Genomic DNA, 22,028 nt, shown 5'->3' with positions numbered 1-22,028 from the left:
GTGTCGTGCGGGAGATGCCCGCCTCTTCGGCGGTCTGGCGCTCGCTCGCGTGGTGCAGAGGGCCGCCGGCGATCTCGGCGAAGTTCAGATGCGCGCGTAGCACCCGTAGCGCGGTCCGTCCCCGTTCCCCGCGCCAGGGCGTGGTCTCGACGCGGTCCCGCAGCGCGGCGAGCACCTCGAATGCGTCGTGCCGGGAACCCAGTGCCAAGGTCGTTCCGACCGCGGCTGAGGCGTTGGCCCAGACCCGGCGGATGTAGTCCAGGGCGCTGCTCTGCCCGGACCGCAGCGCGATGCTACGGGTGTGCTGTCCGCCTTCGTGCTCGGGGTGCAGCAGGAGTTGCGTGAGCTGGTCGGCGCTGCCGCCGGCGCGGGCGACGTGGCAGGCGATGGCCGCGGTGATCCGGTGACCGTGCTCGGCCGCGCCCTGGCGGTCCCCGCGCAGGACCACGGTCCGCCTGTCAGAGGCGAGTCGGCTGTAACTGCCGGTGGCGTAGCGGCCGGTGAGGTCGCCGAGCAGGATCAGATCGGCCGCAGCTGACGGCAGTCGGGACAGGCCCAGCGGGCCGCGGAGATGGGTGACGTGTGGTTGGGGGAGTGGCTGGTGGGTGCTTTCTGGCACGGTGGGGTCGTCTCGCAAAGACGTGGACGCCACCCAGGCCCGCTAAAACCACGGGCGGCATCCGGAACCGACCTCCGTCGGCGCCGGCAAGGTCCCCAGGATGGCCGTCCTGGAGGCCCTCGCAAGCCCGGCCCCGAGCGGAGGCAGGCGTCCCCATCGCAGCTCGACCGAGGTCGATACAGAGCGCCGCCGAAGTCGCTCACCCGTGATCCACACCGGCCAACTCAGGTCCCTCAAAGGCCAGTTCCAGGGGCTGATGCCTCTGACTGCCTCCGAGTGACCCGGGTCGAACCGGGGTCGAATCAGAGCGGTTTCCTCTGACTGCCTCCGAACGCCTCTGCAACCCGTCCTAGCAGGTCACAGCCTCATCGCCTCGCATAAGCGCAGGTCAGAAAGATGCGCTAGCTGTACCACTGGTTCCTGGCGAAGGCGGTCGTGTGCGGCATGGTGTTCGGCTCCCGTCGTTGGGTCGTGGCGACATCGTCGGGAAGGGTTGTGCGGGGGCGCAATACGGCTTCCGTGTCACGGAAGAGTGCTTGGAAAGTCCCAGGTGAGAGCAGTGATGTGAGGCGTCGTTCCGCTGCCCGCCGACAACGGGATAGCCATCAGGTCGTGCGCCTGCGGTGTCGGTCGGTGTTGATCCCCGACCATTCAATTGCGAGACATATCCTTATTGTTGCTTTTGTGATGCGCCTCTGGCGATTCCCAGGCGGCATACGGCCGGTACAGCAGCACAAGTTGTATCGCTGCAGATCAAAGCCGGTCGATGCCTGCGTGGGGAAGGGGCGGGGGCGAATCCGGGTCGAATTCACCTTCCTTTCGTCGCAAGCAGTGGATTGCTGCAGGTCAGCTGGGTGATCAGAGGCGACGACGGTGGGTACGGGGTCCTGCACGGTGTCCGAGTGGACTCCGGCCTTGAGGAGAGGCCCTCCAGAGGGTCTGGGAGGTGCCGCATCCGGGCAGCCTGGACGGTGTCGGTGTCCGGGCTGTGCGAGTGCGGTCGGCAACAGCGTGGCGTCCAAGGCTGGGCCGACCTGGGGAGGCTCAACAGCGCAGGCGGTGGGGGTGCGGCTGAGGTCGGGTTGGCCCCGGCGGCGCATGTCAGCCTCGGACTGTCTCCCAGTGGCTGGTGCGGTCGCACCAGCGGTTGAGGAGGGTGTGGTCATGCCCTACGGCGAGCAGGCCCGCGCCGGTCGACCGTCGGTAGTCCTCGACTGCTCTGACCAGTGCGGCAGTTGTCGACGCGTCGAGCATCGCGGTCATCTCGTCGCAGATCAGCCAACGCGGACGCAGGACGAGGGCGCGGGCGAGGCAGGCGCGTTGGAGTTGGCCGTCGCTGACCTCGTGGGGGCGTCTGTCGGGGGTGCAGGTCGAATCGAGGGCGTTCATGCCCTTCGTGCGTGCTTCTGGCCTTAGGCGAGACGTGCGGGCAGCCCTCTGGGGCCTCGTTCTGACCGTGCGCGCTGCCTGGGGTGATGCGCGACGGGGACGGTCTCAGTACCGAGGAGCCGGAGGAACCTCATGGCCCTGATGCTGTCGCCTTGCAGCGTTGGCATGACGCGGCCGCCACCACACCGGCCCGCAAGCTGGGCCGGCCGCGAACGCGAAGCAATCGGATCAGGCTGCTCCACCTGTGCTCAAGGCTGGTACAGACGTCTGGGGCCGGACGCCGAGGGCCTCGGCCACGAGTGCGTGTGAGTGCCGACGCGCTTCCTGGTCGGGGCTGATGCTCTGCACGATGAGCTCGGTCGCGCCGGTCTCCTCGACCATCTGGAGCAGTTGGTCACGGACGGTCTCGGGCCGTCCTGCCACCTGCGCCGGGTAGCGGCCGTCGACGATGCGGGCGGGCTCTTCGCGTTGCGACCGGGTGAGCATGCGGGCTGCGTCATCGATGCTCGGCACAACGACCGACGTGCCGGTACGGCCGAGGTTGGCGAAGATCGCCCGCTGCGGCCAGGTCATCCGCAGGGCCTCCTCGTCGGTGTCGGCCGCGAAGACAGTGACACCGAGCATCGCCTGTGGGGTCTCGGGCCCGAACAGGGTCGGCACGAACGTGCGCCGGTAGTTCCGCAGCGCGCGCACGGCACCGTTCGGGTTGATGAACCCGGCGAAGGAGTACCCGAGGCCGAGCGTGCCGGCCAACTCCGCGCTGCTGCCCGAGGAGCCGAGGAGCCAGGGGTCGGGCCGCGCGGTGACGGTGGGCATCATCCGGATCTGGCTGAACGGGTGCCGGTCGGGGAACTGGCGGTGCAGAAAAGCCAGGACTTCCTGGACTTGCTCGGCGAAGTCGTCGGTCGGGTGCGCCCCCCGGTCTCGTCGCAGTGCGGCGTCCACGACGGGACCGGCGGTTGCGCGTCCCAGGCCCATGTCGAAGCGGCCGGGAGCAAGGACCTCGAGCTGGAGGAACAGCTCCGCAACCTTCAGCGAGCTGTAGTGGTTGAGCAGGATGGCTCCCGATCCGATCCGGAGCCGTTCGGTCTCCCGTGCAACCACGCCCATCAGCACCTCCGGGGCGTGAGAGGCCACCGAGTCGACGGCATGGTGCTCGGCGAGCCACATCCGATGGAAGCCGTGTGCCTCAGCGTGCCGGGCGGTGGTCAGCACCTCCTCGAACGCGTCGAAGGCGGTGCGGCCCGCGGGTACGGTGGCTTGTTCCACGATGGAGATTCTCATCGTTGTCCTTCGGTAGTCGCTCTCGCGGGCACGGGAACGTGCCGGCGAGTGGTGGTTGCGGTAAGGCCGGGCGGACTGCACGCAGAGGCCGCCCGACCATGGTTCAGCTGAGCTGGTGCAGGACCAGCCGGTCGTCGAGCACGTCGATGTAGCCGGCATCGCCGCCCTCGTACCAGGCGGCGGGGTCGTCGCGGCGCAGTGGCAGCCCTCGACGGAGTCGTTCGACCAGGTCGGGATTGTTCAGGTAGGCGCGAGCCGTCTGCTCGATGACGCGGAGGACCCGGTGTCGGCAGCCGAGGCCCTGCGCGCACAGCTGTTGGGGCGGCTGGTGACGGCCGAGGAGGTGGCTCACTCGATCGCCTCCCCCTCGCCTCCGCGCAGGCGGGGGCCAGCAGAGTGGGAACTGGCGGCGACCTCAGCCGCGTGCTGGGCGCAAGCCCGAGAGGACGAGGTCCACGGCATTCTCCGCCCAACCCTGATGGCCCCCGCGGCCCGCCATGTAATCGGCGTAGAAGGTCCCGAGCAGAGCGGAGACCACAGCCTCGAGGTCGACGTCGACACGGACCTCGCCGCGATCCTGTGCCCGCTCAAGCACGTCGCGCAACAGCTCGCGTCGAGGCAGTACGGTGCGTTCGCGCAGCAGATCCAGCAGTTCCGGGGTATGCGCCTCTTCGGCAAGGCAGGTGCCGATCAGGGGCATGCCCCGTACTCGTGCCACCGTCTCCGCGAAGTGCTCGAGGATCGCCACCAGATCGCCGCGCACCTCCCCCGATGTGGCTGGCGCACCGACCATGCGCGCGGCCCCGAGGGCGGCTGTCACCAAATCCGCCTTGGTCTTCCAGCGAAGGTGAATGGTGGACTTGCTGACCTGCGCGGCGGCGGCGACCTGGGCCAGGCTCATCCGGGTGTATCCATGGGAAGCCAGCAGCTCCAAGGCGGCCTGAAGGATCGCCGCATCCTTCTCTGCCGACCGCGGTCGGCCCGTGCTTCTGATCTCCGTCTCACTCACCCCCGCAGGATAGGCGATATCCACACCGAGCGGTTCGGTATGCCTTCTGGGTATCGCACTGACGGATTGATCGCCTTCGCTGGCCTCGGCGTACCGTCCCGGGCTCACGCGTCCGGGTGGGCTTTCACAATGTGGAAGTTGAAGTCACCGTGCCCGAGAGCGCCCCACAGGCGCAGCCAGATGGGCATCAGCATCTCGGCGCCGCGAGCGGTGGTGATGTCGCCCAGGTCGAGTATGTCTGCGGCCGGCCAGCCGAAGGAGGCCAGGAGTTCACTGACAGCCTTCTTGGCTTCGGCGTCGTCACCCGAGACGAATACCGTGTGCTCGCCCGGCACCCGCGCGGGATCGACCATGACCTGGGCGTTCATGGTGTTGAGGGTCTTGACGACCTTCGCGTCGGGGAAGCTGCGCTGGATCTTCTCGCCGAGGCTGTCGGTGTTGACGGGATCAAGCGACGGAGGCATGCCCTGGGAGAAGTCCAGGGGGTTGGCGATGTCGATGAGCACCTTGCCCGCCAGGTTGGCGGCACCGGCGGCCCGCAGCGCCTCCAGACTGCCGGAACCGGCCGTGCAGTTGATCATCGTCTCCGCGAAAGCCGCCGCCTCGGCGAAAGCGAGCAGGCGGACATCGGCGTGCTGGGCCTGCCAATCGGAGAACGGCGGGTTGCCGTAGCCGTCGGGCTCGGTGCGGGCGAGGGTGGCTTGCGGGTCGCTCGTACCGACGACCACCTCATGGCCGAGAGACGCGACCTTGTCGGCGATCGTCCGACCGACGACGCCGGTGCCGAGAACTGCGTAACGCATGACTGGGGATCCTTCCCATCACGAAGCGAGCGCATTGCTGCGCCCGCAGGACATGTCGGAGAATCTAAACCGAGCGGTTCGGTATTGCAAGTGGCTGCCGCAGAGTGCTTGACACGCAGCCACGTCGGCAGCGGCGCGCCGTCAGGGCCGAAGCGATTTGGCGCCCCGGCGGTGATGCCGGGGCAGGTGATGCTGTCGGGCGGTCGGCCAGGCAGCTCCGACACGAGGCAGGCAGAACAGGCGGCAGTCGGCGTCGCGCGGGTCGGCGTTTGCTTCCTGTCGTGGATGCATGCCGGCCAGATCCGTGCTAGCTCGCGGCCCCGTGAGCTGTCACCGCCCGGCGGATCGACTCACTCGCGGTCGTCCCCAGCAGGAACCCGAACGGCTCGCCGCCCACCACCAGCGGCTCACTCTTCACACCGTCGACATAGGAGTAGAGGGACGGGCGGGTAGGCGATCCCGTCGTTGCCGAAGCGCGCAGTCACCTCGTGCGTAGCGCAGCCGAAGACTGCTCGGGTCCACCACGAAGGACGTACGCTCGGCCGCGATTGCGGTGGGCACGCCCACTGCAACTATCAGGTGAGCGAGCAGACCGATCAAGGCCATAGTGGCGCTGCGTCGTCCGTCGGACGCCCGGACCAGGACTGCTTGAGGCCGGAGCCGACCCTCCACACCGTCAGCCGCCTCACCGACGAACCGAATTCCCGCCTGAGCCCCCAGGATCAAGCTGAAGCCTGCCCACACGATCTCCTGAAACCACGGCAACCTCTGTATCGGCGCGACGCTTTCCTGCACGGTCAAGGCCTCTAACCCCTTGCCGTCGGTCCGCCCACCGCGTGCGCACCGGTCGCTCTCGTCGTGGGGTTCGCTCCGCACGACAACGTCGAAGGGGTATCGGTTCGGCATCCGACCTCGGGCGGGCATGGCCGATGCAACTAACGAGTATTAGCCTGCTCCCCATGTCATTGCTCGGTCGTCGCAAAGCGACTCCACGTCTCACCCCTGAGCTCGACGACACCGAGCTCGGCCATGTGTGCCGGCGTCTCGCCGAGCGAGGCGTCGGCAACCCTCGCGCTCTCGCCGTCGCGGTCATCGAGAAGCTGCTTGACAGCACCGGCGGGGACTGGGACCGCCGCTGTCACCGGTTGGCCGTACTGGCCGAGGTGTCCCTGCCGGGTGTGCAACGTCTGTGGATGGAGCGGCGGCCGGATCATCCGGACGCGCTGACGCTCTTCGCCTGGGGCGTCATGGCCCGTGGCCGCCACACGCCTCCGCCGTCGGACGAGTTCCAGTTGGCCTGGTACGCTTCCAGCGAGGCCTCTCGGCTACGACCCACCGACCCTAATCCCTGGATCGTGCAGCTCGGCCTGCTGAGGCAACGGCGTCGCCCCAACGACGAAGTGTTCACGCTTTGGGACGAGATCACGGCACGCGATCCGTGGAACCGCGAGGCCCACCTGCAGATGTTCGGTTACCTGTCCCCGCAGGAGTGCGGTACGCGTGGACAGTTGCTGGACTTCGTCGACGACGTGCGCGCGGTCGCGCCCGCGTCCGCTCCCACGGCGGCGATGCCCCTCTGGTCCCTGGTCGAGCGGTATCGCGCGGCGCTGGGCCAGGGAGGCGTGGGCGCTCTCACCGCCGTGCACCTCTGGGAACACGGTGAGGCCGCCCACATCCTCGATGAGGCGACCGCCACCTGGCTGCGCCCCGGCCACCTGACACATGCGGCTCGGCTCGCCGACCTCAACCTGCTCGTCCACGCGCTGAGTGAAGCCCGGAAGCATGCCTCGGCGGCGGACGTGTTCGCGGCGGTGGGTGGCAAGGTCACTGCCTTCCCGTGGAACCGAGGGGGCGCGGATCCCGTGTCGGCGTTCCTGTCGGCGCAGAACCAGGCCGTCCGGGCCACACGGTGAGCACCCCGAGGGCGCATGGACGCTCTCGTTGTCCCGCCCGCCCTGCCGCGACACCGTTCAGCCGGACAGGGCGAGGGTGACTTCCGCCCAGATCGTCTTGCCTTCACGGGTGTAGCGCGTGCCCCAACGATCCGTGCACTGGGCCACCAGGAACAGTCCGCGGCCGCCTTCGTCGTCGTTGGCCGCGCGCCGAAGATACGGAGAGGTATGCGCTCCGTCGCTGACTTCGCAGATCAGGGTTCTGTTCTGATCGCGAAGCATCCGGAGAGTGACCGGGTCGCTGCCGTAGCGGATCGCGTTCGTCACCAACTCGCTGACCACCAGTTCGGTGACGAAGGCCAACTCCTTCAGTCCCCACTGCGCCAGTTGGCCCCGGGCGCTTTCCCGTGCGCCCGCGACGGCTGAAGGGTCACGGGTGACTCGCCAACTCGCGGTGTTCTCGCCGGGCAGTGTCTGTACGCGCACGAGGAGCAGCGTCACATCGTCCTCGGCCGACCCGTCGGAGACCGGCGCCGTGATCGTGTCGCACAGGACGTCGAGGTCCTGTGCGGGGTCGACGAGGGCCTGGCGCAGACTCGCCATGCCGCTGTCCATTCCCTCGAGCCGGGACGCGATCAGTCCATCGGTGTAGAGCGCCAGCACGCTCCCTTCAGGAAGGTGGATCTCGGCACACTCGAAGGGCAGACCTCCGATCCCGAGTGGTGGCCCTGCCGACATATCCAGCGGTTCCGGCGGGTGCCCAGGCATGGTGACGACGGGCGCCGGGTGGCCGGCGCTCGCGACGGTACAGGTGCCGGTGACGGAGTCGTAGACGGCGTAGAGACAGGTTGTACCGAGCGCCTGGTCCTCCGGAGCATCGCTGTTCGCTCGGTGGATGCCCACCCGGGCCTGCCCGACCAGGTCGTCGAGCCTGGCGAGGAGTTCGTCGGGGGCCAGGTCCAGTGCAGCAAGGGCGCGGACGGTGGTACGCAGACGCCCCATGGTGGCCGCGGCGTTGAGGCCGTGGCCCACCACGTCCCCCACTACGAGGCCCACCCGCGCCCCGGAGAGAGGGATGACGTCGTACCAGTCGCCTCCGACACCGAGCGGACCGGCCGTGGGCACATACCTGTGGGCCACCTCGACGGCCGTGGGTTGCGGCACGACCTGGGGCAACAGACTGCGTTGCAGGGTGAGCGCGGTCGTGTGCTCGCGTGTGTAGCGGCATGCGTTGTCGATGCACACGGCTGCGCGGGACACCAACTCCTGTGCCAGCGTGACGTCCTGAGCCGTGAAGGGGTGCCGCGGCACTGTGCGGACGAAGGTCACCGAGCCGAGGACGGCGTCACGGGCGGCGAGGGGCAGGACCATGCGACGCGGTCCGTCGGTCTCGGCGGAGACGAGCAGCCCCAGTCTCGGCAAGGCGTCGGGGGGCGACTGTGCGCTGCGCTCCGCGACCCGCCGTAGCGACGTACCGCTCCTGTCGTGGGCGGGGGAAGGCTGGTCGCCGGCGATGACGAGTTCCGCGAGGTCCACTTCAGCGCGGTCCGCGAAGTCGGGCACGGCCACCGACGCCACATCCTGCGCCGTGCGCACGACATCGAGACTGGTGCCGATCCTGCTGGCACGACCGAGAAGCTCGACGCGCAGGCGCGCCTCATAGCGGTTCGTGATGTCGAAGGCGGACTCGCACACTCCGAGAGTGCTCCCGTCCGTGTCCGCCAGCCCGAAGTACGAACAGGACCAGATGCGCTGGTGGTTGAGGTCGGCCGGGGTGGGACTGTTGTAGAGCAGGTCGAAGACGGGTTCCCCGGTGTCACGAACCTCGGCGATGACGTCTTCGAGGACGCCGGTGTACTCCGGTGAGAGGATCATGCCCTGTGGGAGGAGTTCGGTGTTGTATCGGCCGATGCACTCGCTGCGGGTCAGGCCCATCTGCTCCTGGAGCACGTCGTTGATCCAACGGACACGCAGGTCCGGTCCGTAGACGGTGAGGGCGATGGGCGACTGGGTGGACAGCCCCTGGAGCATGGACTGGTCGGTCATCCACTTCTGCGTCTGGCTGGCCGTGGCTGCCACGATCACACATGCCGCTCCGCCGGCCTGATGGTCGAAAGTACTGAACTGGAGAACGACAGTGACCGGCGTGCCGTCCGGGCGGCGGACCTTTCGGATCTCTGACCACGGGCAGCGGGGCAGGTCGGCTCCGAGAAGTGAAGCCGACCGCCGTCCTGTGGCATCGTGCAGGATCTCGTCGATCGGCCGCCCGAGGACGTCTCCGGCAGCGGGGCCGAAGAGTGTTTCGGCCGCGCGGTTCCAACCGATCACCAGCCCCTGTGGATCGATCACGATGGTCGCTGCGGTCGTCGTGTCAAAGGGGGATACCTGACCGGTCTCCATCTGCGGCTGCATCGTCGTCATAGGGACTGCCCAAGGAGTGTCCGACGCGGAAAGCATAGCGCCGCAGGTTACGACGGGCGCGGTGTGACCGACCGGGGGCGAGCCCGACCCTTTCAGTAGGAGGGCCGGGCTCGCCTGCCGGGACGCCGGGCCGGCCCGGCGGTAAGTCCGTCACAGATCCTGGCGCCCGATCCGGGCGTACACGTCCGGCTTGGTCCGCCGGTACACGAGGGCCAGCACGAAGCCGAGTGCCGCGAGCCCGTAGGCGACGGCGAGCAGGATGTTCGCGCTCGTCCTCGAACCGCCGATCAGCACGTCGAGGTTCTGTGTGGCAAGGACGGTCGCCAGGACGAGGCCCGCGATGGCGAGGACCGGCGCGACCTTGCTGTGCCAGACGCCCAGGCCGATCTCCCGGTGCCGGTTCAGATAGACGAGCACGGCGACGGCGGTGGCCAGCACAAGGACGATCAGCGCGTAGCCTCCGATGCCGATGAGCGTGGCGTACAAAGTGGCCGGTGCGACCCCGGCCACGGCCAGGGAGACAATGCCGATCAGGGCCAGCACGCTGGTGGTGAACGAGGCTCGGTACGGCGAGCCGTGGCGCCCGTGCACACCACTGAGGACTCGGGGGAAGATGCCGTCCACGCTGAGGTTGTACAGGTAGCGCGTGGTCACGTTGTGGGTGGACAGGTTGGCCGCGAAGATGCTCGTGCAGAGCAGGACGCTGACGATGTCCACGGCTGCCTTGCCGACGAAGAGCTGCAGGCTGTGGTTGAAGGAGCCGGTCGGGTCCGCGGCAGTCGCCTGCACCACGTGGTCGGGGCCGTACGCCTGGATCATCACCCAGGCGCCCAGCGCGTACAGGGTCGCCATGAAGCCGATGGCGATGTACGTGGCCCGCGGGATGGTGCGTTCGGGGGACCGGACCTCCTCACGGAAGATCGCGGTTGCCTCGAAGCCCGAGAAGCAGGTGATGCCGAACAGGAGGGCGAGCCCGACCGAGCCGGACGTGACGGCCGACGGGGTGAAGGACTCGAACGAGGTGCCCTGCGGGCCGCCGGTGAACACGACCGCCGCGTCGTAAACCAGCACCATCAGGACTTCGAGGCCCAGAAGAACAGTCAACACGCGGGCCGACAGATCGATCTTGAGGTAGCCGAGCACGCCGGCCCCGGCCTGTAGCACCAGCACCCAGATCCACCAGGCGACGTCGGGCCCGTTGAAGGTGTCCCGCACGAGACTTTGCAGAGAGATGCCGCCGAAGGCGTATCCGCCGATGAGGACGAAGTAGTACGAGAACAGGGCGAGGAACGAGGCGCCCAGCCCGGCAGGGCGGCCGAGTCCGGCGGTGATGTACGCGTAGAACGCGCCCGGGTTCGGCAGATGCCGCCCCATCGCCGTGAAGCCCACCGCGAAGAGTCCGAGGATGGCGCCGGCGGCCAGGAACGCCATCGGCGCTCCCAGTTCATTGCCGAGGCCGATGACCACCGGCACGAATCCGACCGCCGTGGCCAGGGGTGCGTTGAAGGCCAGCACGGTGAAGACCAGGTCGGCCGTGCCGAGGGAGCCTTGGAGACCCGCTTCGGGCGGCGGCGAGGGCGATCTTGCGGGGTCGTTGGCGGTAACGGGAGAACTCATGTGCGCACCTCATCAGGGGGACAGGAGAGGACGACCAACCGTCGAATTAACGAATATTCGTTAGTGGCCCAGTAAGCGGGGGGCCTGCCTCCGTGTCAAGAGGGTGCGACGTCGACTTTGCCGGACAGGACGACCCACCCTGACCGAAAATCCCGCTGACCAGGGACTTCAGCGACCCGACCACCTATTGGACAATTGTCCCCCGTCAGGGGTGATGCGCACGATTGCGACTGTTCCCCGGTGTGCGTTCAGAGGCGCAGCATGCCGCACACGAGGAACCAGTAGGCATTTGCGACCTCATCGTGGGAGAACTCGCCCTGCGGGCGGTACCAGGTCACGACTCGGTCGCAGAGGCTGATGATGGCCAGTGAGGTGATCCGGGGGTTCGGGGCGCCCGCGACGGTCCGAGCCGTGTGCAGGTTTTCCAGAATCCCGGTCACGAGGTCCAGATGCCTGCGCATACGTTTACGCAGGTCATCCACGGTTTCGGACGGCATGATGCCCTGCAGAGCCGCCGCCTCCAGCAGCAGGTCGTTCGCCTGCGCGATCTCCACATGGTCGAGCTGGAACAGCACATGGCGCCGCACGATCTGTTCCAGCCGGTGCAGCGGCGGCGCGGCCGGGTCGTCGCCCGCCAGGACGCTGCGTTGAAAGACCTCCAGGCCCCATGTCGTCGCCGCGATCAGCAACTCCTCCTTGGAGGAGAAGTGGTTGTAGATGGAGGGGGCCTTGAGGCCCGCCCCCCTCGCGATGTCCCGCAGCGTGGTCGAGCCGAAACCTCGCGCACCGAACTGCTGGATCGCGGCCTGCATCAAGCGCTCCCGCGTGTCCGCGGTCTCGTCGATCAGGGACATGAACCCCTCCCACCTGCTGTGTTTCGGCGATGCTAACAAACATTCATACGGCCACTTCGGCCGCCGACTCTTGACAGCCCTGAGACTAGCGGTGTCGACTAACAAATATTCGTAAGCGGAGGTGGCCATGAGTCAACACATCGCTGTCGTCGGCCTGGGGCAGATGGGCCGCAGCGCCCTCGCCATCCTGCTCGACTCACTTCCCGGCGCGCGGTTCCTGGCCGTCGATCGTGACGAGCGGGCCGTCACCACGGCGGTGGAGCAGGCACCCGACCGGATCCGGGGACGAACAGCAGACGCCACTGCCGCCCTGGACCTGACCGGCGTGGACCTGGTGCTGAATCTCGCCGGACCCTTCTTCACCGGGTCCGACCGGGTCGCCCGGCAGGCCGTCGCGGCCCGGGCGGCGTATGTCGACATCTGCGACGACGTCGAGGGCACCACCGCGATCCTCGCGCTGGATGCCGAAGCCAAGAGTGCCGGTGTTCCCCTTGTGACGGGAGCGGGCCTGTCGCCCGGCGTCTCGAACTGGATGGCCTGCCGTCTGCTCGACGAGCACCCAGAGGCCGACGGCATCCAGGTCGCCTGGGCGGTGCACGAGAGCGACCCCGGAGGCCTGGCCCCGCTGCGTCACATGCTGCACATGGCCGTCAGCCCCTGTCCCGTCCTGCGGGACGGAGTCTGGGGCCACTCTTCAGGCTTCGTCCCGGACACCGCGGCCGTCTTCCGCTTTCCCGAGCCTCTCGGGGAGATCGAGGCGTACGACACCGCGCACCCCGAGCCGGTGACCCTGGCCCGGCACTTCCGGAAGCTGCGCAACGCCGGATGCAAGGGCGCCCTGCAGCCGGCCTGGGCGAACTCGGCGTTCTCCACCCTCGGCCGGATCGGCTTCGGCTATTCCGACGTGCCGGTCGAGATCGCCGGCACGGAGGTCGAACCGGCCGAGTTCCTCTGGAAGCTCATGTGGGCCCGCTACCACCGGCGCCCGCAGCGTCGGCGCTCGGCCCACACCAGCGTGCTGGTCCAGGCCTTGCGCGACGAAGAGGTTCTCGGCGCTCTGGCCATCACCGACGACGAAGTCATGGCGCGTGGCACGGGCATCGGTGCCGCCGTCGCGGCCACGGTTCTCCTCCAGCACGGGGCCGCCCCCGGCGCATGGGGCGTAGAGGTCCTTCCCTGGAAGGACTCATTGGCCCTTTTTGAGAAAATTGCTACACAACGTGGTGGTTTCACTGCCGGTGTAGCCCGGATGGCGCACTCCGCCTCCTCTTGTTCCGCCTGATCCTGAATTGGAGTTCTTCATGGCCACCATCGCGGACCTGACGCCCTACGTGGGCGGTCGACCGTATACGCAGGGTGAGGCGGCCTCCGTGGTCGAGCCCGCCACCGGCCAGCTGATCGGCCGAGTGCCGGACGTCGGCGCCGAGGGTGCCGCGGCCGCCGTCCAGGCGGCGAAGGAAGCCGCACCCAAGTGGGCGGCGACGCTGCCGAAGGACCGGGCAGCGGCCCTGCTGGCCATCGCGGACGCGATGGAGGCCCGTATCGACGAGTTCGCCGAGCTGGAAGCGCGGGACGTCGGCAAGCCGCTGGCCGCGGCGCGCGGCGAGATCGCCTCGGCTGCCGACAAGTACCGCTTCTTCGCCGGCGCGGCCCGCACCCTTACCACGGCGGCATCGGCCGAGTACAAACCCGGTATCACCAGCATCGTGCGCCGCGAACCGCTGGGCGTCGTAGCGGCGATCGCCCCGTGGAACTACCCCATGGGCCTGACGAGCTGGAAGATCGGTCCGGCGCTCGCCGGCGGCAACACCGTCGTCCTCAAGCCGGCGCTCGACACCTCGCTCACTGCCCTGCTGCTCGCCGAGATCGCGAACGACATCCTGCCGCCGGGCGTGCTGAACGTCGTCACCGGCAGTGGCCCCGGCGTGGGAGCGGCACTGGCGACCCACCCGGACGTCGCCATGGTCTCGCTGACCGGCGGCACCGACACGGGCCGCCGTCTGATGGCCCTGGCCGCGCCGACGGTCAAGAAGATGCATCTCGAACTCGGTGGCAAGGCCCCCGTCCTGGTGTACGACGACGCCGACCTGGACGCGTTCGCGGCCGTCGTACGTGGGGCGGTGTTCCGCAACAGCGGTCAGGACTGCACCGCGGCCACCCGTGTGTACACGTCGCCGAAGCTGCGTGACGAGGTCGTCGACATCCTCACGACGGCGGCCAAGGACATCAACGTCGGCAACGGCTTCGTGGACGAATCCGTGGAGATGGGGCCCGTCGTCTCGGAGCGCCACCGCAAGAACGTGGTCGGTTTCGTGGAGCGAGCCCTGGCGAGCGGCGCGCGCGCCGCGGCCGGCGGCGGTACCCCGGACCTGCCGGGCTCGTACGTCGATCCGACCGTGATCGTGGGCGCGGAGCAGTCCTCCGAGATCGTCCAGGAGGAGATCTTCGGTCCGGTGGTCACCGTGCTCACCCACAACGGGCACGAGGACGCCGTCGCCAAGGCCAACGACATCGCCTACGGCCTGGCCGCCTCCGTGTGGACCCGGGACATCGACCGCGCGCTCGACGCGGCCCAGCGGATCCAGGCGGGCACGGTGTGGATCAACGACCACGGCCCGACGGCCGCGGAGATGCCCTTCGGTGGCTACAAGCAGTCCGGCGTCGGCCGCGACCTGTCGGTTCACGCCGTCGAGGACCACATGCAGCTGAAGCACGTCGCCGTCACCCTCCGGAGCCCCCGATGACCACGGCGGGCGCCGCGGACCTCTCCGCCACCGACCGTTACGCCTTCGCCGACGGCATCGAGTCCGACGTCCGCGAGCGAGCAGTGTCGTTCCTCGACCGGAAGGCTTCGGATCTCCTGGGCGACGGCATCGTCAAGATCGAACGGCTCCAGGGCGGGGCGAGCAACATCAACCTGCGTCTGATCGCCGGCGGTCGTCGCTATGCCCTGCGGCTGTGCGCCCCTGAGGCCCGGAGGTGGGGTGTGGACCGGGCCGCGTCGATCCAGGCCCAGCAGGACGCCGCCGCCCTCGGCCTGGCGCCGCGGATCCTCGCGTCGGAGCTGCCCTGCGGCGACTTCCTCGCCGAGTACGCCGACGGCGTCCAGATGACCGCGGCGATGCTCGCCGACGATGCCCTCGTGGCCAGAGTCGCGCGGACCCTGCGCACACTGAACGCGGGCGCAACCACCTCCCAGGACTTCTCGCCCTTCAACGATGCTCGGATCTTCATCGAGCACGCCGACGCAGAGAAGGCGCCCCGCCCCGACCGCTACGACGAGATGCTGGCGCGGTTGCTGCGCGTCGAGGCCCTGTTCGTGACCCATGACGTGCCGCGCGGCTTCTGTCACAGCGACTCGGTTCCCCAGAACTACCTCGTCACCGACGAACGCATCCAGCTGGTCGACTTCGACTACGCGGGCTACGGCTGGACGGCTTTCGAGCTTGCCTCCCTGTGCTGTCAGGCCGAACTGGACGACGACCGCACCACCACCCTGCTCAAGGCGTACGACCCCGACGCGGACGAGGGCCAGCGGGCCCGCGTGGAGCTGATGCGGTTCGTGGCCGGAGTGCGTGAGGCGGCGTGGGCGCTGATGGCCGAGCCGATCCTCAAGGCCAAGACGGCCACACTCGACGGCTGGTCGTACCAGGACCACGCCGCCCGCAACATCCGGCAGGCGGCCCAGGTCGTCGACAGCGGCGCCTTCGAGGTCTACCTCGCCCGGGCCAGAACCGTGAGGGAGGGGGCGCTGTGCTGAGCCAGGACACTGCGTGGCACATCCCCAACGGAGCCACCACCCTCGATGGGGCCCTGCGGGGCTGGGCGGAGCGGACCCCCGACCGCCTGGCGCTGCGGCACGCCACCGAGGAGTGGTCCTACGCCCGTCTCGATGACGCCGTGACGCGCGTCGCCGGCACCGTGCAGGCCATGGGAGTCAGCCCCGGCGACCGCGTAGTGCTCGTGGGGCACAACGGCACTGCCTGGGTGATCCTCTACCTCGCCAGCCTGCGCGCGGGTGCGATCATCGCCCCGGCCAACAACCGGCTCAACCCCAGCCAGTTCCGGGAACAGTGCGAACTCCTCGGCGCTGCCCTGGTACTGCACGATGCGGAGCACCACTCGCTCGTGTCCGAGTTGAACGGCCTGGTGTTCTCCGTCGCCGAGGCGCAGGCCTTCGTCGACGCCGCGCTGACGCAGCCCGCCAAGCCGGTCGGTGAACCGCCGGTTCCCTCCGACACCGCGCTGATCAGTTTCACCTCGGGCACGACCGGTGCTCCCAAGGGAGCGATGCTCACCCATGAGGCGCTGCTACGGGGCTCCGCTGTCTTCGCCCAGTACATGGAGTCGACGCAGGACGACAGCACCACCGTCCTGGTCCCGTTGTTCCACAACACCGGCTTCGTCGACCAGCTGGGCCACATGCTGGTCGTGGGCGGCTGCACCAACCTGCTCACCCGCTACAAGACGGAAGCAGCAGTAGGCGAGTTCGCCCAGCGGCCGACCACCTTCATCACCGCCGTACCGAGCATCCTGCGGCTGCTGATGGTGGCCGACGGGGCCGACCACGTGTACGGCACCGCGCGGACCGTCCTGTTCGGCGGCAGCCCGATGCCGGAGGCGTGGAGCGCGGAACTGCGCTCCCGCTGGCCGCAGCTGCGCCTGGTCCACGGCTACGGGCTGACAGAGTTCACCTCTGCGTGCACCCTGCTGCCGCCCGAAATGGTCTCCGAATGCGGTGAGTCGGTGGGCTTCCCCGCGCCGGGCGTACACATGCGCCTCGTGGACGAGGAGGAACGGCCGGTGCCTGTCGGCGTCACCGGCGAGGTGCAAGTGGCGGGCGCCACCCGCATGCTCGGCTACTGGGCCAACCCGGAGCTGACAGCCACCAAGCTGTCCGGTGAGTGGCTGCGGACCGGCGACCTGGGACACCTGGACGAGCGGAGCCTGCTCTGGCTGGACGGCCGGGTCGACGACGTGATCAACCGGGGCGGGGAGAAGGTACTGCCCGCCTTCGTCGAGGCTTGCATCGCCGAGCTGCCTTCGGTGGCGGAGTCCTCGGTGTTCGGCGCCCCCGACCCCGTCCTGCAGTACCGCGTGGCCGCCGCCGTCCTGCTCAGACCGGGCCACGTCTTCGACGAGGACGCCGCCCGCGCCCATCTGGCGAGCCGGCTCCCGGACTACGCGATGCCCGAACGCTGGGTGGTACGCGCGGAGTTGCCGCGTACGGCCTCCGGAAAAGTCGACCGCCGAGAAGTTCTCAGACAGTTCATGACACAAGTGACAGCCGGGTCCCGGGAGGAACAGTGACCGAGCGTCGTTGGAAAGTAGTCGTCATCGGCGCCGGAGGCGCCCAGGCCCAGGCCATGCTGGCCGGAGCCGCCCGCGGTACGGACGTCAGCGGCTGGCTCGCCGTCGACCTCCGCTGGCGAACCGAGGCGAGGGCCGCCACCCAGGCGCTCGGCATCAGCACGATCGAGGAGGACGCGCTCGCCGACCCCGCCAAGCTGCGCGAACTCACCTCCGGCGCCGAGATCGTGGCCAATTTCGCCGGCCCCTACTACCGCACCGGCACCCTCGTCCTCGACGCCGCGATCGACACCCGCACCCACTACCTCGACATCTGCGACGACGCCGACGCGACGCTGCCGATGCTCGACCCGGCCCGCAGGGCCGCTGCCGAGGAGGCCGGGGTGACAGCCCTGACCGGCATGGGCTCCTCACCGGGCACCACCAACATCCTCATCCGTGCCGCCGTGGACCACCTGGGGCCGGTCGAGAACGTGGACATCAGCTGGACCGTCGACGTGGACGACGTCGCCAACGCCGCGTTGCGGCACTTCTGGCACTGCTTCAACCTCGTCGACCCGGACGGCACCACTCATCCGGTGTCGACCTGGGAGGACCTGGAGCAGCGCAGGGTCGACTTCCCCGGCACCGTCGGCAGCCAGGTCGTCGTCCGGCTCGCCCACCCCGAGCCGCTGACCATTCCCCGCTTCCTGCCCGTGAAACAGTGCGGGAACTTCGGCGCGGTCACCCCGTACGAGTCCATGGTCACCGCCTGGGGCCTGGCACACGCCGTCGACCCGCAGCGCACCGAGGTCTCCGAGGGGACCCTCGACGCCGCCGTGGCCGTGTTCTCCCATTACCGCGATACCCGCCCGGCGACCTCCCGGCTGGGCAGCGGTCTGCAGATCGACGTGCACACCGGCGGCAATGGTCTGCGCTTTGCCTCCGGCGCTCCGACGCCCATGGAGGACGCCACCGGCATCCCGGCCGCCGCCGGGCTGCTGATGCTCCGGGAGGGCAGGGTTCCCGAGGTCGGCGTCATCGCCCCCGAAGTTCTTTCCCCGGCCGAGTTCTTCACCACGCTGCGACGCGTCAGCACCGGTGGCGGTGGACTGGGTCTGTACCGGCTCGAGGACGGAAAGACCGGCGAACGCCTGCGCATCCGCGACCTGATCCGCCTCGACACCGCGACGGAGAGCTGACTCATGGCACACCTCAACGGCAGGACGGCCCTCGTCACCGGCGGCACCCGCGGCATCGGGCTCTCCATCAGCCGGCGTCTCGCGCAGGACGGCGCCCGCGTGGCGCTCGTCGGCCGCGGCACGGACTCCGTCAAAACGGCCACCGAGGAACTGAGGGCCGCCGGGCACGATGTCCTCGGGATCATCGCCGACGTGACGGCCGACGCCGACATCGCCCGCGCCGTCGACGAGGTCGTCGCCTGGGCAGGCGGGCTCGACATTCTCGTCAACAACGCCGGAATCGCCGAGGAAGGTGCCTTCGCCGAGATCACGCGCGAGTCGTGGGAACGGGTTCTGACCGTCAACCTCACCGCGCCGTTCCTGCTTACCCAGCGCGCCGCCAGCGTGATGAAGCCCGGCTCGTCGGTCGTCAACATCAGCTCGATCGACGCCCACGGCGCCGACGGCCCCTTCGCGAGCTACATCGCCGCCAAGGCCGGACTCGTCGGCCTGACCAAGTCCGCCGCGGTCGAACTCGCCCCCGCCGGAATCCGCGTCAACTCCGTCAGCCCCGGCTGGGTGCACACCGACATGGCGGCCGAGGCCGTCGGCCCGCAGACGCTCGCCTACATGCAGAACAGCTTCGCCCGGGTCCCGATGCGCAGGCTCATCACCACCGAGGAAGTCGCCCACGCGGTCGGCTATCTGGCGGGCCCGGCCGCCTCGGGCATCACCGGGGTCGACCTCCTCGTCGACGGCGGCACCCTCGCCAACCTCTACATCCTGGAAACCCTGCCGGACACCGGCGGAGAGGCACAGTCATGACCGGCCCCACCATAGCGATCATCGGCGCGGGCACCGCCGGCTGCGGCGCTGCCCTGCGCGCCGCCGAACTCGGCGCCGAGCGGGTCGTCGTGATCGAGCAGGACCACCCCGCCTCCGGCTCCTCGGGCCGAAGCGCCGGCGTGTACAACATCCAGACCCTCGACCCGCTGGACATCGAGATCCGCGTCCGCGCCCGGGAGCTGTTCTTCCGGCTGGAGCGCGATCGCGACCTGCACCTCGCCCGCATCGGCAACGTCCGTGTGGCCAGCCGCGAGTCCGACATGGCGCGCCTGGCCGAAGTGATCGAGATCCAGAAGAGCTTCGGCGCCGACGACTCCCAGCTCCTCGACCGTATCGGGCTGCAGAAGCTCGTGCCCGACCTGCGCACCGATGACCTGGCCGGTGGACTTCTCGGCCCCAACGACGGTCACCTCGACGGCCACATGCTGTGCGAGGCGCTGCTCGCCGAGGCCCGCGACAAGGGCGCCGAACTGCTCAGCAGGGCCAAGCTGCTCGGGCACGAGGTGAGCGCCGACGGGCGCCACGTCCTGACGACCTCGCGCGAACAGGTCGTCGCGGACATCGTCATCAACGCGGCCGGCCCCTGGGCGACCAAGGTCGGCCGGCTGCTGGGGCAGCCGGTCCCGCTCATCCCGCAGGTCCACGAGGTCATCCAGGTCCAGCTCCCCCGCGACCTGGGCTACGTCGTCCCGATGGTCAACCTGTACATGCCCGGCCAGGAAGGCGAAGCCCTCTACTTCCGGCAGGACGGCCCCGACTCCCTCATCGCGGGCATGCACACCTACGTCGTCCTTGACGACCTGCCTGCGGCCGACCCCGACAAGTACCGCTCCAAGGTGGAGGAGGACTACCTCATCGAGGTCGCCGGAGCCCTCACCGAGCGGTTCGCCGTCGAGGGCCTCGGCTTCAAGCCCGGGTGGACGGGCCTGTACCCGCTGAGCCCCGACGGCCGGTTCATCCTCGGCCCGGAACCCGGCGACCCGACCGTCATCACCTGCGCCGGCCTCGGCGGAGTCGGCGTCACGATGGGCGCCATCGCCGGTGCGAGCGCCGCGGAATGGGCCGTCGAAGGCAAGCCGACCACCGTGCCGGGCGTCACCGCACTCGCGCCCGGCCGCCCCACCCTCAGCACAGAAGGCGCCCCCGCATGACCATCCTGCTGACCAACGACGACGGCTACCAGTCCGACGGGCTGGCCGCCGCGCGCGACGCCATGCTGAAGGCGGGCCTGCGCGTCATCACCGTGGCCCCCGATGGCCCCCGCAGCGGCAACTCCCGCGCGGCCACTTTCCGCAAGCCCGTCCGCGTCGACCGCGTCGGCGGCGACGACACCAACCCGATCTACGCCTGCGACGGCACCCCCGTCGACTGCGTCCGCGTGGGCCTGATGTCCGACCTCGCGCACGAGGCCGCCGTAGTGGTCTCGGGCATCAACGAGGGTGCCAACCTCGGCGACGACACAACGTACTCGAGCACCTTCGGCGCCGCGGTCGAGGGCGCCCTGCTCGGCATCGCGGGCATCGCGATCTCCCAGCAGTCCCGCGACCGGCGCTTCCGCCTGGTCGACCGCACCGGGTACGACTGGGAGACCTCCGGCGCCGTCACCGCCGAACTGGCCCGACTCGCCCTGGCCACTCCGCTGCCGCCCCGGACCGTGGTCAACGCCAACGCACCCGGCACCGCGCCCACGGTCGGCACGGCGGTCACCCGCCTGGGGCGCCGCGCCTACCGCCGCGGCGGGCTGGAGACGGCCACCACGGAGCACGGCCACGGCTACTACACGTTCCACGTCAACCTCGACACGGACCCTCCCATCCACGACGAGGACGGCACCGACTTCGCCGCCCTGAGCGAAGGCCGTGTCGCCCTCACCCCTGTCTCCTACGCGTGGGGACGGCCGGAGGTCTTCGAGCAGGTCGAGCAGTGGACGCAGGAGGCCGCAGCCCGTATCGACACCGCCCTGAGGATCACTCATGCCTGACGTCACCGACAGGCCCGTCGTCGTGGTCACCGGTGCCGCCGGCGACCTCGGATCGGCACTCGTCTCCTCGCAACTGGCAGCAGGTTCCGTGGTCGTGGCGCTCGACCGGGCCGAGGACGCCCTGAAGGGAGCGGCCGACGCCTGGTCCGCGGAGCACTCCCCGGACCGGATCCGCACCTTCGTCGTGGACCAGACGTCCCGACCCCAGGTCGACGAGGCCGTGGAAGCCGTCCGCGACGAGTTCGGCCGTATCGACGGCCTGGTCGCCAACGCCGGCTATGCCAAGTTCGGCAGCTTCCTCGACATGCCGGCCAAGGTCTGGGACCGGCACGTCGAGGTCAACCTCAGCGGTACGTTCCACGTCTGCCAGAGCGTGGCCCGGGCCATGGCGGCCGCCCGCACCGGCGGCTGGATCACCGTGATCTCCTCCAACCTGGCTCTGAGCCACACTGACTTCGTCAGCGCGTACAACGTCACCAAGGCCGCGCTGCTGTCGCTGGTACGGTCCGCGTCCGCGGAGCTGGGAGTGCACCGCATCCGCGTCAACGCCGTTCTGCCCGGCGCGATCGCCACCGCCATGACCCGGCAGATGCTCGACGAGCCCGGCGTCACGGAGGGCCTGCTGCAACTGACCCCCCTGGGCCGGCTGGGCAAGCCCGACGACGTGACCTCCGCGGTCGCGTACCTGGCCTCCCCCGACGCCCGGTGGATCACCGGCGCCGCCCTCGTCGTCGACGGCGGCCAGTCCATCTACGGACAGCCCGCGTGGATGCGTCAGGACCGCTCCACGCCGCACGAGCCGCGGTGGCTGCCCAACTACCAGCCCCGCTGAACCACTTGTCG

At 69.2% G+C, this 22,028-nt stretch carries 18 protein-coding genes and 2 pseudogenes; 10 read left to right on the top strand and 10 right to left on the bottom strand.

Going from position 1 to position 22,028, the window contains the following annotated elements:
* The 7 genes and pseudogenes from ABZ464_RS47610 to ABZ464_RS47580 form a co-directional block, all read right to left on the bottom strand.
* Positions 1-619 (bottom strand): annotated as a pseudogene (locus ABZ464_RS47610) (transcriptional regulator); the annotation flags it as partial.
* A gap of 1,101 nt (positions 620-1,720) precedes the next feature.
* A pseudogene (locus ABZ464_RS47605) lies at positions 1,721-2,008 on the bottom strand (ATP-binding cassette domain-containing protein); the annotation flags it as partial.
* A gap of 228 nt (positions 2,009-2,236) precedes the next feature.
* Positions 2,237-3,292: an LLM class flavin-dependent oxidoreductase gene (locus ABZ464_RS47600; RefSeq protein WP_359288363.1), complete on the bottom strand. Its 1,056-nt coding sequence runs from the start codon at positions 3,290-3,292 to the stop codon at positions 2,237-2,239.
* A gap of 103 nt (positions 3,293-3,395) precedes the next feature.
* Positions 3,396-3,644: a hypothetical protein gene (locus ABZ464_RS47595; RefSeq protein ID WP_359288361.1), complete on the bottom strand. Its 249-nt coding sequence runs from the start codon at positions 3,642-3,644 to the stop codon at positions 3,396-3,398.
* A 63-nt stretch (positions 3,645-3,707) separates the two neighbouring features.
* On the bottom strand, positions 3,708-4,301 hold the full coding sequence (locus tag ABZ464_RS47590; RefSeq protein ID WP_359288359.1) for a TetR/AcrR family transcriptional regulator C-terminal ligand-binding domain-containing protein: 594 nt from the start codon (positions 4,299-4,301) through the stop codon (positions 3,708-3,710).
* A 104-nt stretch (positions 4,302-4,405) separates the two neighbouring features.
* Entirely contained in the window at positions 4,406-5,104 is a 699-nt protein-coding gene (locus tag ABZ464_RS47585; RefSeq protein WP_359288357.1) for an NAD(P)-binding domain-containing protein, read from the bottom strand.
* Between the two features lie 962 nt (positions 5,105-6,066).
* Positions 6,067-6,246 carry a hypothetical protein gene (locus ABZ464_RS47580; protein ID WP_359288355.1) on the bottom strand — a complete coding sequence of 60 codons (180 nt, stop codon included), beginning with the start codon at positions 6,244-6,246 and terminating at the stop codon, positions 6,067-6,069.
* A 3-nt stretch (positions 6,247-6,249) separates the two neighbouring features.
* On the opposite strand from ABZ464_RS47580, the gene ABZ464_RS47575 reads away from it, so the two are divergent.
* A complete protein-coding gene (locus tag ABZ464_RS47575; RefSeq protein WP_359288354.1) occupies positions 6,250-7,017 on the top strand; it encodes a hypothetical protein in 768 nt (255 codons plus the stop codon).
* 57 nt (positions 7,018-7,074) lie between these two features.
* On the opposite strand, the gene ABZ464_RS47570 is transcribed toward ABZ464_RS47575, so the two are convergent.
* From ABZ464_RS47570 to ABZ464_RS47560, 3 genes are all read right to left on the bottom strand, one after another.
* Positions 7,075-9,396, bottom strand: coding sequence for a SpoIIE family protein phosphatase (locus ABZ464_RS47570; RefSeq protein WP_359288365.1), 2,322 nt, complete (start codon positions 9,394-9,396; stop codon positions 7,075-7,077).
* Between the two features lie 171 nt (positions 9,397-9,567).
* A complete protein-coding gene (locus ABZ464_RS47565) occupies positions 9,568-11,034 on the bottom strand; it encodes an APC family permease (protein ID WP_359288352.1) in 1,467 nt (488 codons plus the stop codon).
* Between the two features lie 248 nt (positions 11,035-11,282).
* Positions 11,283-11,888 (bottom strand): TetR/AcrR family transcriptional regulator, encoded by a 606-nt coding sequence (locus ABZ464_RS47560; RefSeq protein ID WP_359288350.1) that lies wholly within the window; start codon positions 11,886-11,888, stop codon positions 11,283-11,285.
* 127 nt (positions 11,889-12,015) lie between these two features.
* On the opposite strand from ABZ464_RS47560, the gene ABZ464_RS47555 reads away from it, so the two are divergent.
* From ABZ464_RS47555 to ABZ464_RS47515, 9 genes are read left to right on the top strand one after another with little or no spacing between them, the layout of a single operon-like run.
* Positions 12,016-13,170 carry a saccharopine dehydrogenase NADP-binding domain-containing protein gene (locus tag ABZ464_RS47555; protein WP_359288348.1) on the top strand — a complete coding sequence of 385 codons (1,155 nt, stop codon included), beginning with the start codon at positions 12,016-12,018 and terminating at the stop codon, positions 13,168-13,170.
* Between the two features lie 19 nt (positions 13,171-13,189).
* Positions 13,190-14,632: an aldehyde dehydrogenase family protein gene (locus ABZ464_RS47550; RefSeq protein WP_359288346.1), complete on the top strand. Its 1,443-nt coding sequence runs from the start codon at positions 13,190-13,192 to the stop codon at positions 14,630-14,632.
* Entirely contained in the window at positions 14,629-15,648 is a 1,020-nt protein-coding gene (locus tag ABZ464_RS47545) for a phosphotransferase (RefSeq protein WP_359288344.1), read from the top strand. Before ABZ464_RS47550 ends, ABZ464_RS47545 begins: the two co-directional genes overlap by 4 nt.
* Positions 15,642-17,198 (top strand): class I adenylate-forming enzyme family protein, encoded by a 1,557-nt coding sequence (locus ABZ464_RS47540; RefSeq protein ID WP_359288342.1) that lies wholly within the window; start codon positions 15,642-15,644, stop codon positions 17,196-17,198. The genes ABZ464_RS47545 and ABZ464_RS47540 overlap by 7 nt, the downstream gene beginning before the upstream one ends.
* Positions 17,195-18,379 carry a saccharopine dehydrogenase NADP-binding domain-containing protein gene (locus tag ABZ464_RS47535; protein ID WP_359288340.1) on the top strand — a complete coding sequence of 395 codons (1,185 nt, stop codon included), beginning with the start codon at positions 17,195-17,197 and terminating at the stop codon, positions 18,377-18,379. The genes ABZ464_RS47540 and ABZ464_RS47535 overlap by 4 nt, the downstream gene beginning before the upstream one ends.
* Before the next feature lie 3 nt (positions 18,380-18,382).
* The gene (locus ABZ464_RS47530) at positions 18,383-19,183 is read left to right on the top strand and encodes an SDR family oxidoreductase (protein ID WP_359288338.1); all 801 of its coding nucleotides are present in this window, start codon (positions 18,383-18,385) and stop codon (positions 19,181-19,183) included.
* Entirely contained in the window at positions 19,180-20,355 is a 1,176-nt protein-coding gene (locus tag ABZ464_RS47525) for an FAD-binding oxidoreductase (protein WP_359288336.1), read from the top strand. Before ABZ464_RS47530 ends, ABZ464_RS47525 begins: the two co-directional genes overlap by 4 nt.
* The gene (surE, locus tag ABZ464_RS47520; RefSeq protein WP_359288334.1) at positions 20,352-21,185 is read left to right on the top strand and encodes a 5'/3'-nucleotidase SurE; all 834 of its coding nucleotides are present in this window, start codon (positions 20,352-20,354) and stop codon (positions 21,183-21,185) included. Before ABZ464_RS47525 ends, surE begins: the two co-directional genes overlap by 4 nt.
* On the top strand, positions 21,178-22,017 hold the full coding sequence (locus ABZ464_RS47515; protein ID WP_359288331.1) for an SDR family NAD(P)-dependent oxidoreductase: 840 nt from the start codon (positions 21,178-21,180) through the stop codon (positions 22,015-22,017). The genes surE and ABZ464_RS47515 overlap by 8 nt, the downstream gene beginning before the upstream one ends.
* Positions 22,018-22,028: the final 11 nt, after the last annotated feature.

It is taken from the genome of Streptomyces sp. NPDC005820, assembly GCF_040630255.1.
In the GTDB taxonomy this organism is placed as follows: domain Bacteria; phylum Actinomycetota; class Actinomycetes; order Streptomycetales; family Streptomycetaceae; genus Streptomyces.
Note: the sequence above shows the minus strand (reverse complement) of the source record. Positions and strands in the feature narration are given on the sequence as shown.

Bases quoted from the DNA above. Each gene is read 5' to 3' on its own strand.
- ABZ464_RS47555 (WP_359288348.1), top strand. From the start codon at position 12,016: ATGAGTCAACACATCGCTGTCGTCGGCCTGGGGCAGATGGGCCGCAGC.
- ABZ464_RS47545 (WP_359288344.1), top strand. From the start codon at position 14,629: ATGACCACGGCGGGCGCCGCGGACCTCTCCGCCACCGACCGTTACGCC.
- ABZ464_RS47565 (WP_359288352.1), bottom strand. From the start codon at position 11,034: ATGAGTTCTCCCGTTACCGCCAACGACCCCGCAAGATCGCCCTCGCCG.
- surE (WP_359288334.1), top strand. From the start codon at position 20,352: ATGACCATCCTGCTGACCAACGACGACGGCTACCAGTCCGACGGGCTG.
- ABZ464_RS47530 (WP_359288338.1), top strand. From the start codon at position 18,383: ATGGCACACCTCAACGGCAGGACGGCCCTCGTCACCGGCGGCACCCGC.
- ABZ464_RS47560 (WP_359288350.1), bottom strand. From the start codon at position 11,888: ATGTCCCTGATCGACGAGACCGCGGACACGCGGGAGCGCTTGATGCAG.
- ABZ464_RS47550 (WP_359288346.1), top strand. From the start codon at position 13,190: ATGGCCACCATCGCGGACCTGACGCCCTACGTGGGCGGTCGACCGTAT.
- ABZ464_RS47585 (WP_359288357.1), bottom strand. From the start codon at position 5,104: ATGCGTTACGCAGTTCTCGGCACCGGCGTCGTCGGTCGGACGATCGCC.
- ABZ464_RS47570 (WP_359288365.1), bottom strand. From the start codon at position 9,396: ATGGAGACCGGTCAGGTATCCCCCTTTGACACGACGACCGCAGCGACC.
- ABZ464_RS47515 (WP_359288331.1), top strand. From the start codon at position 21,178: ATGCCTGACGTCACCGACAGGCCCGTCGTCGTGGTCACCGGTGCCGCC.
- ABZ464_RS47525 (WP_359288336.1), top strand. From the start codon at position 19,180: ATGACCGGCCCCACCATAGCGATCATCGGCGCGGGCACCGCCGGCTGC.
- ABZ464_RS47600 (WP_359288363.1), bottom strand. From the start codon at position 3,292: ATGAGAATCTCCATCGTGGAACAAGCCACCGTACCCGCGGGCCGCACC.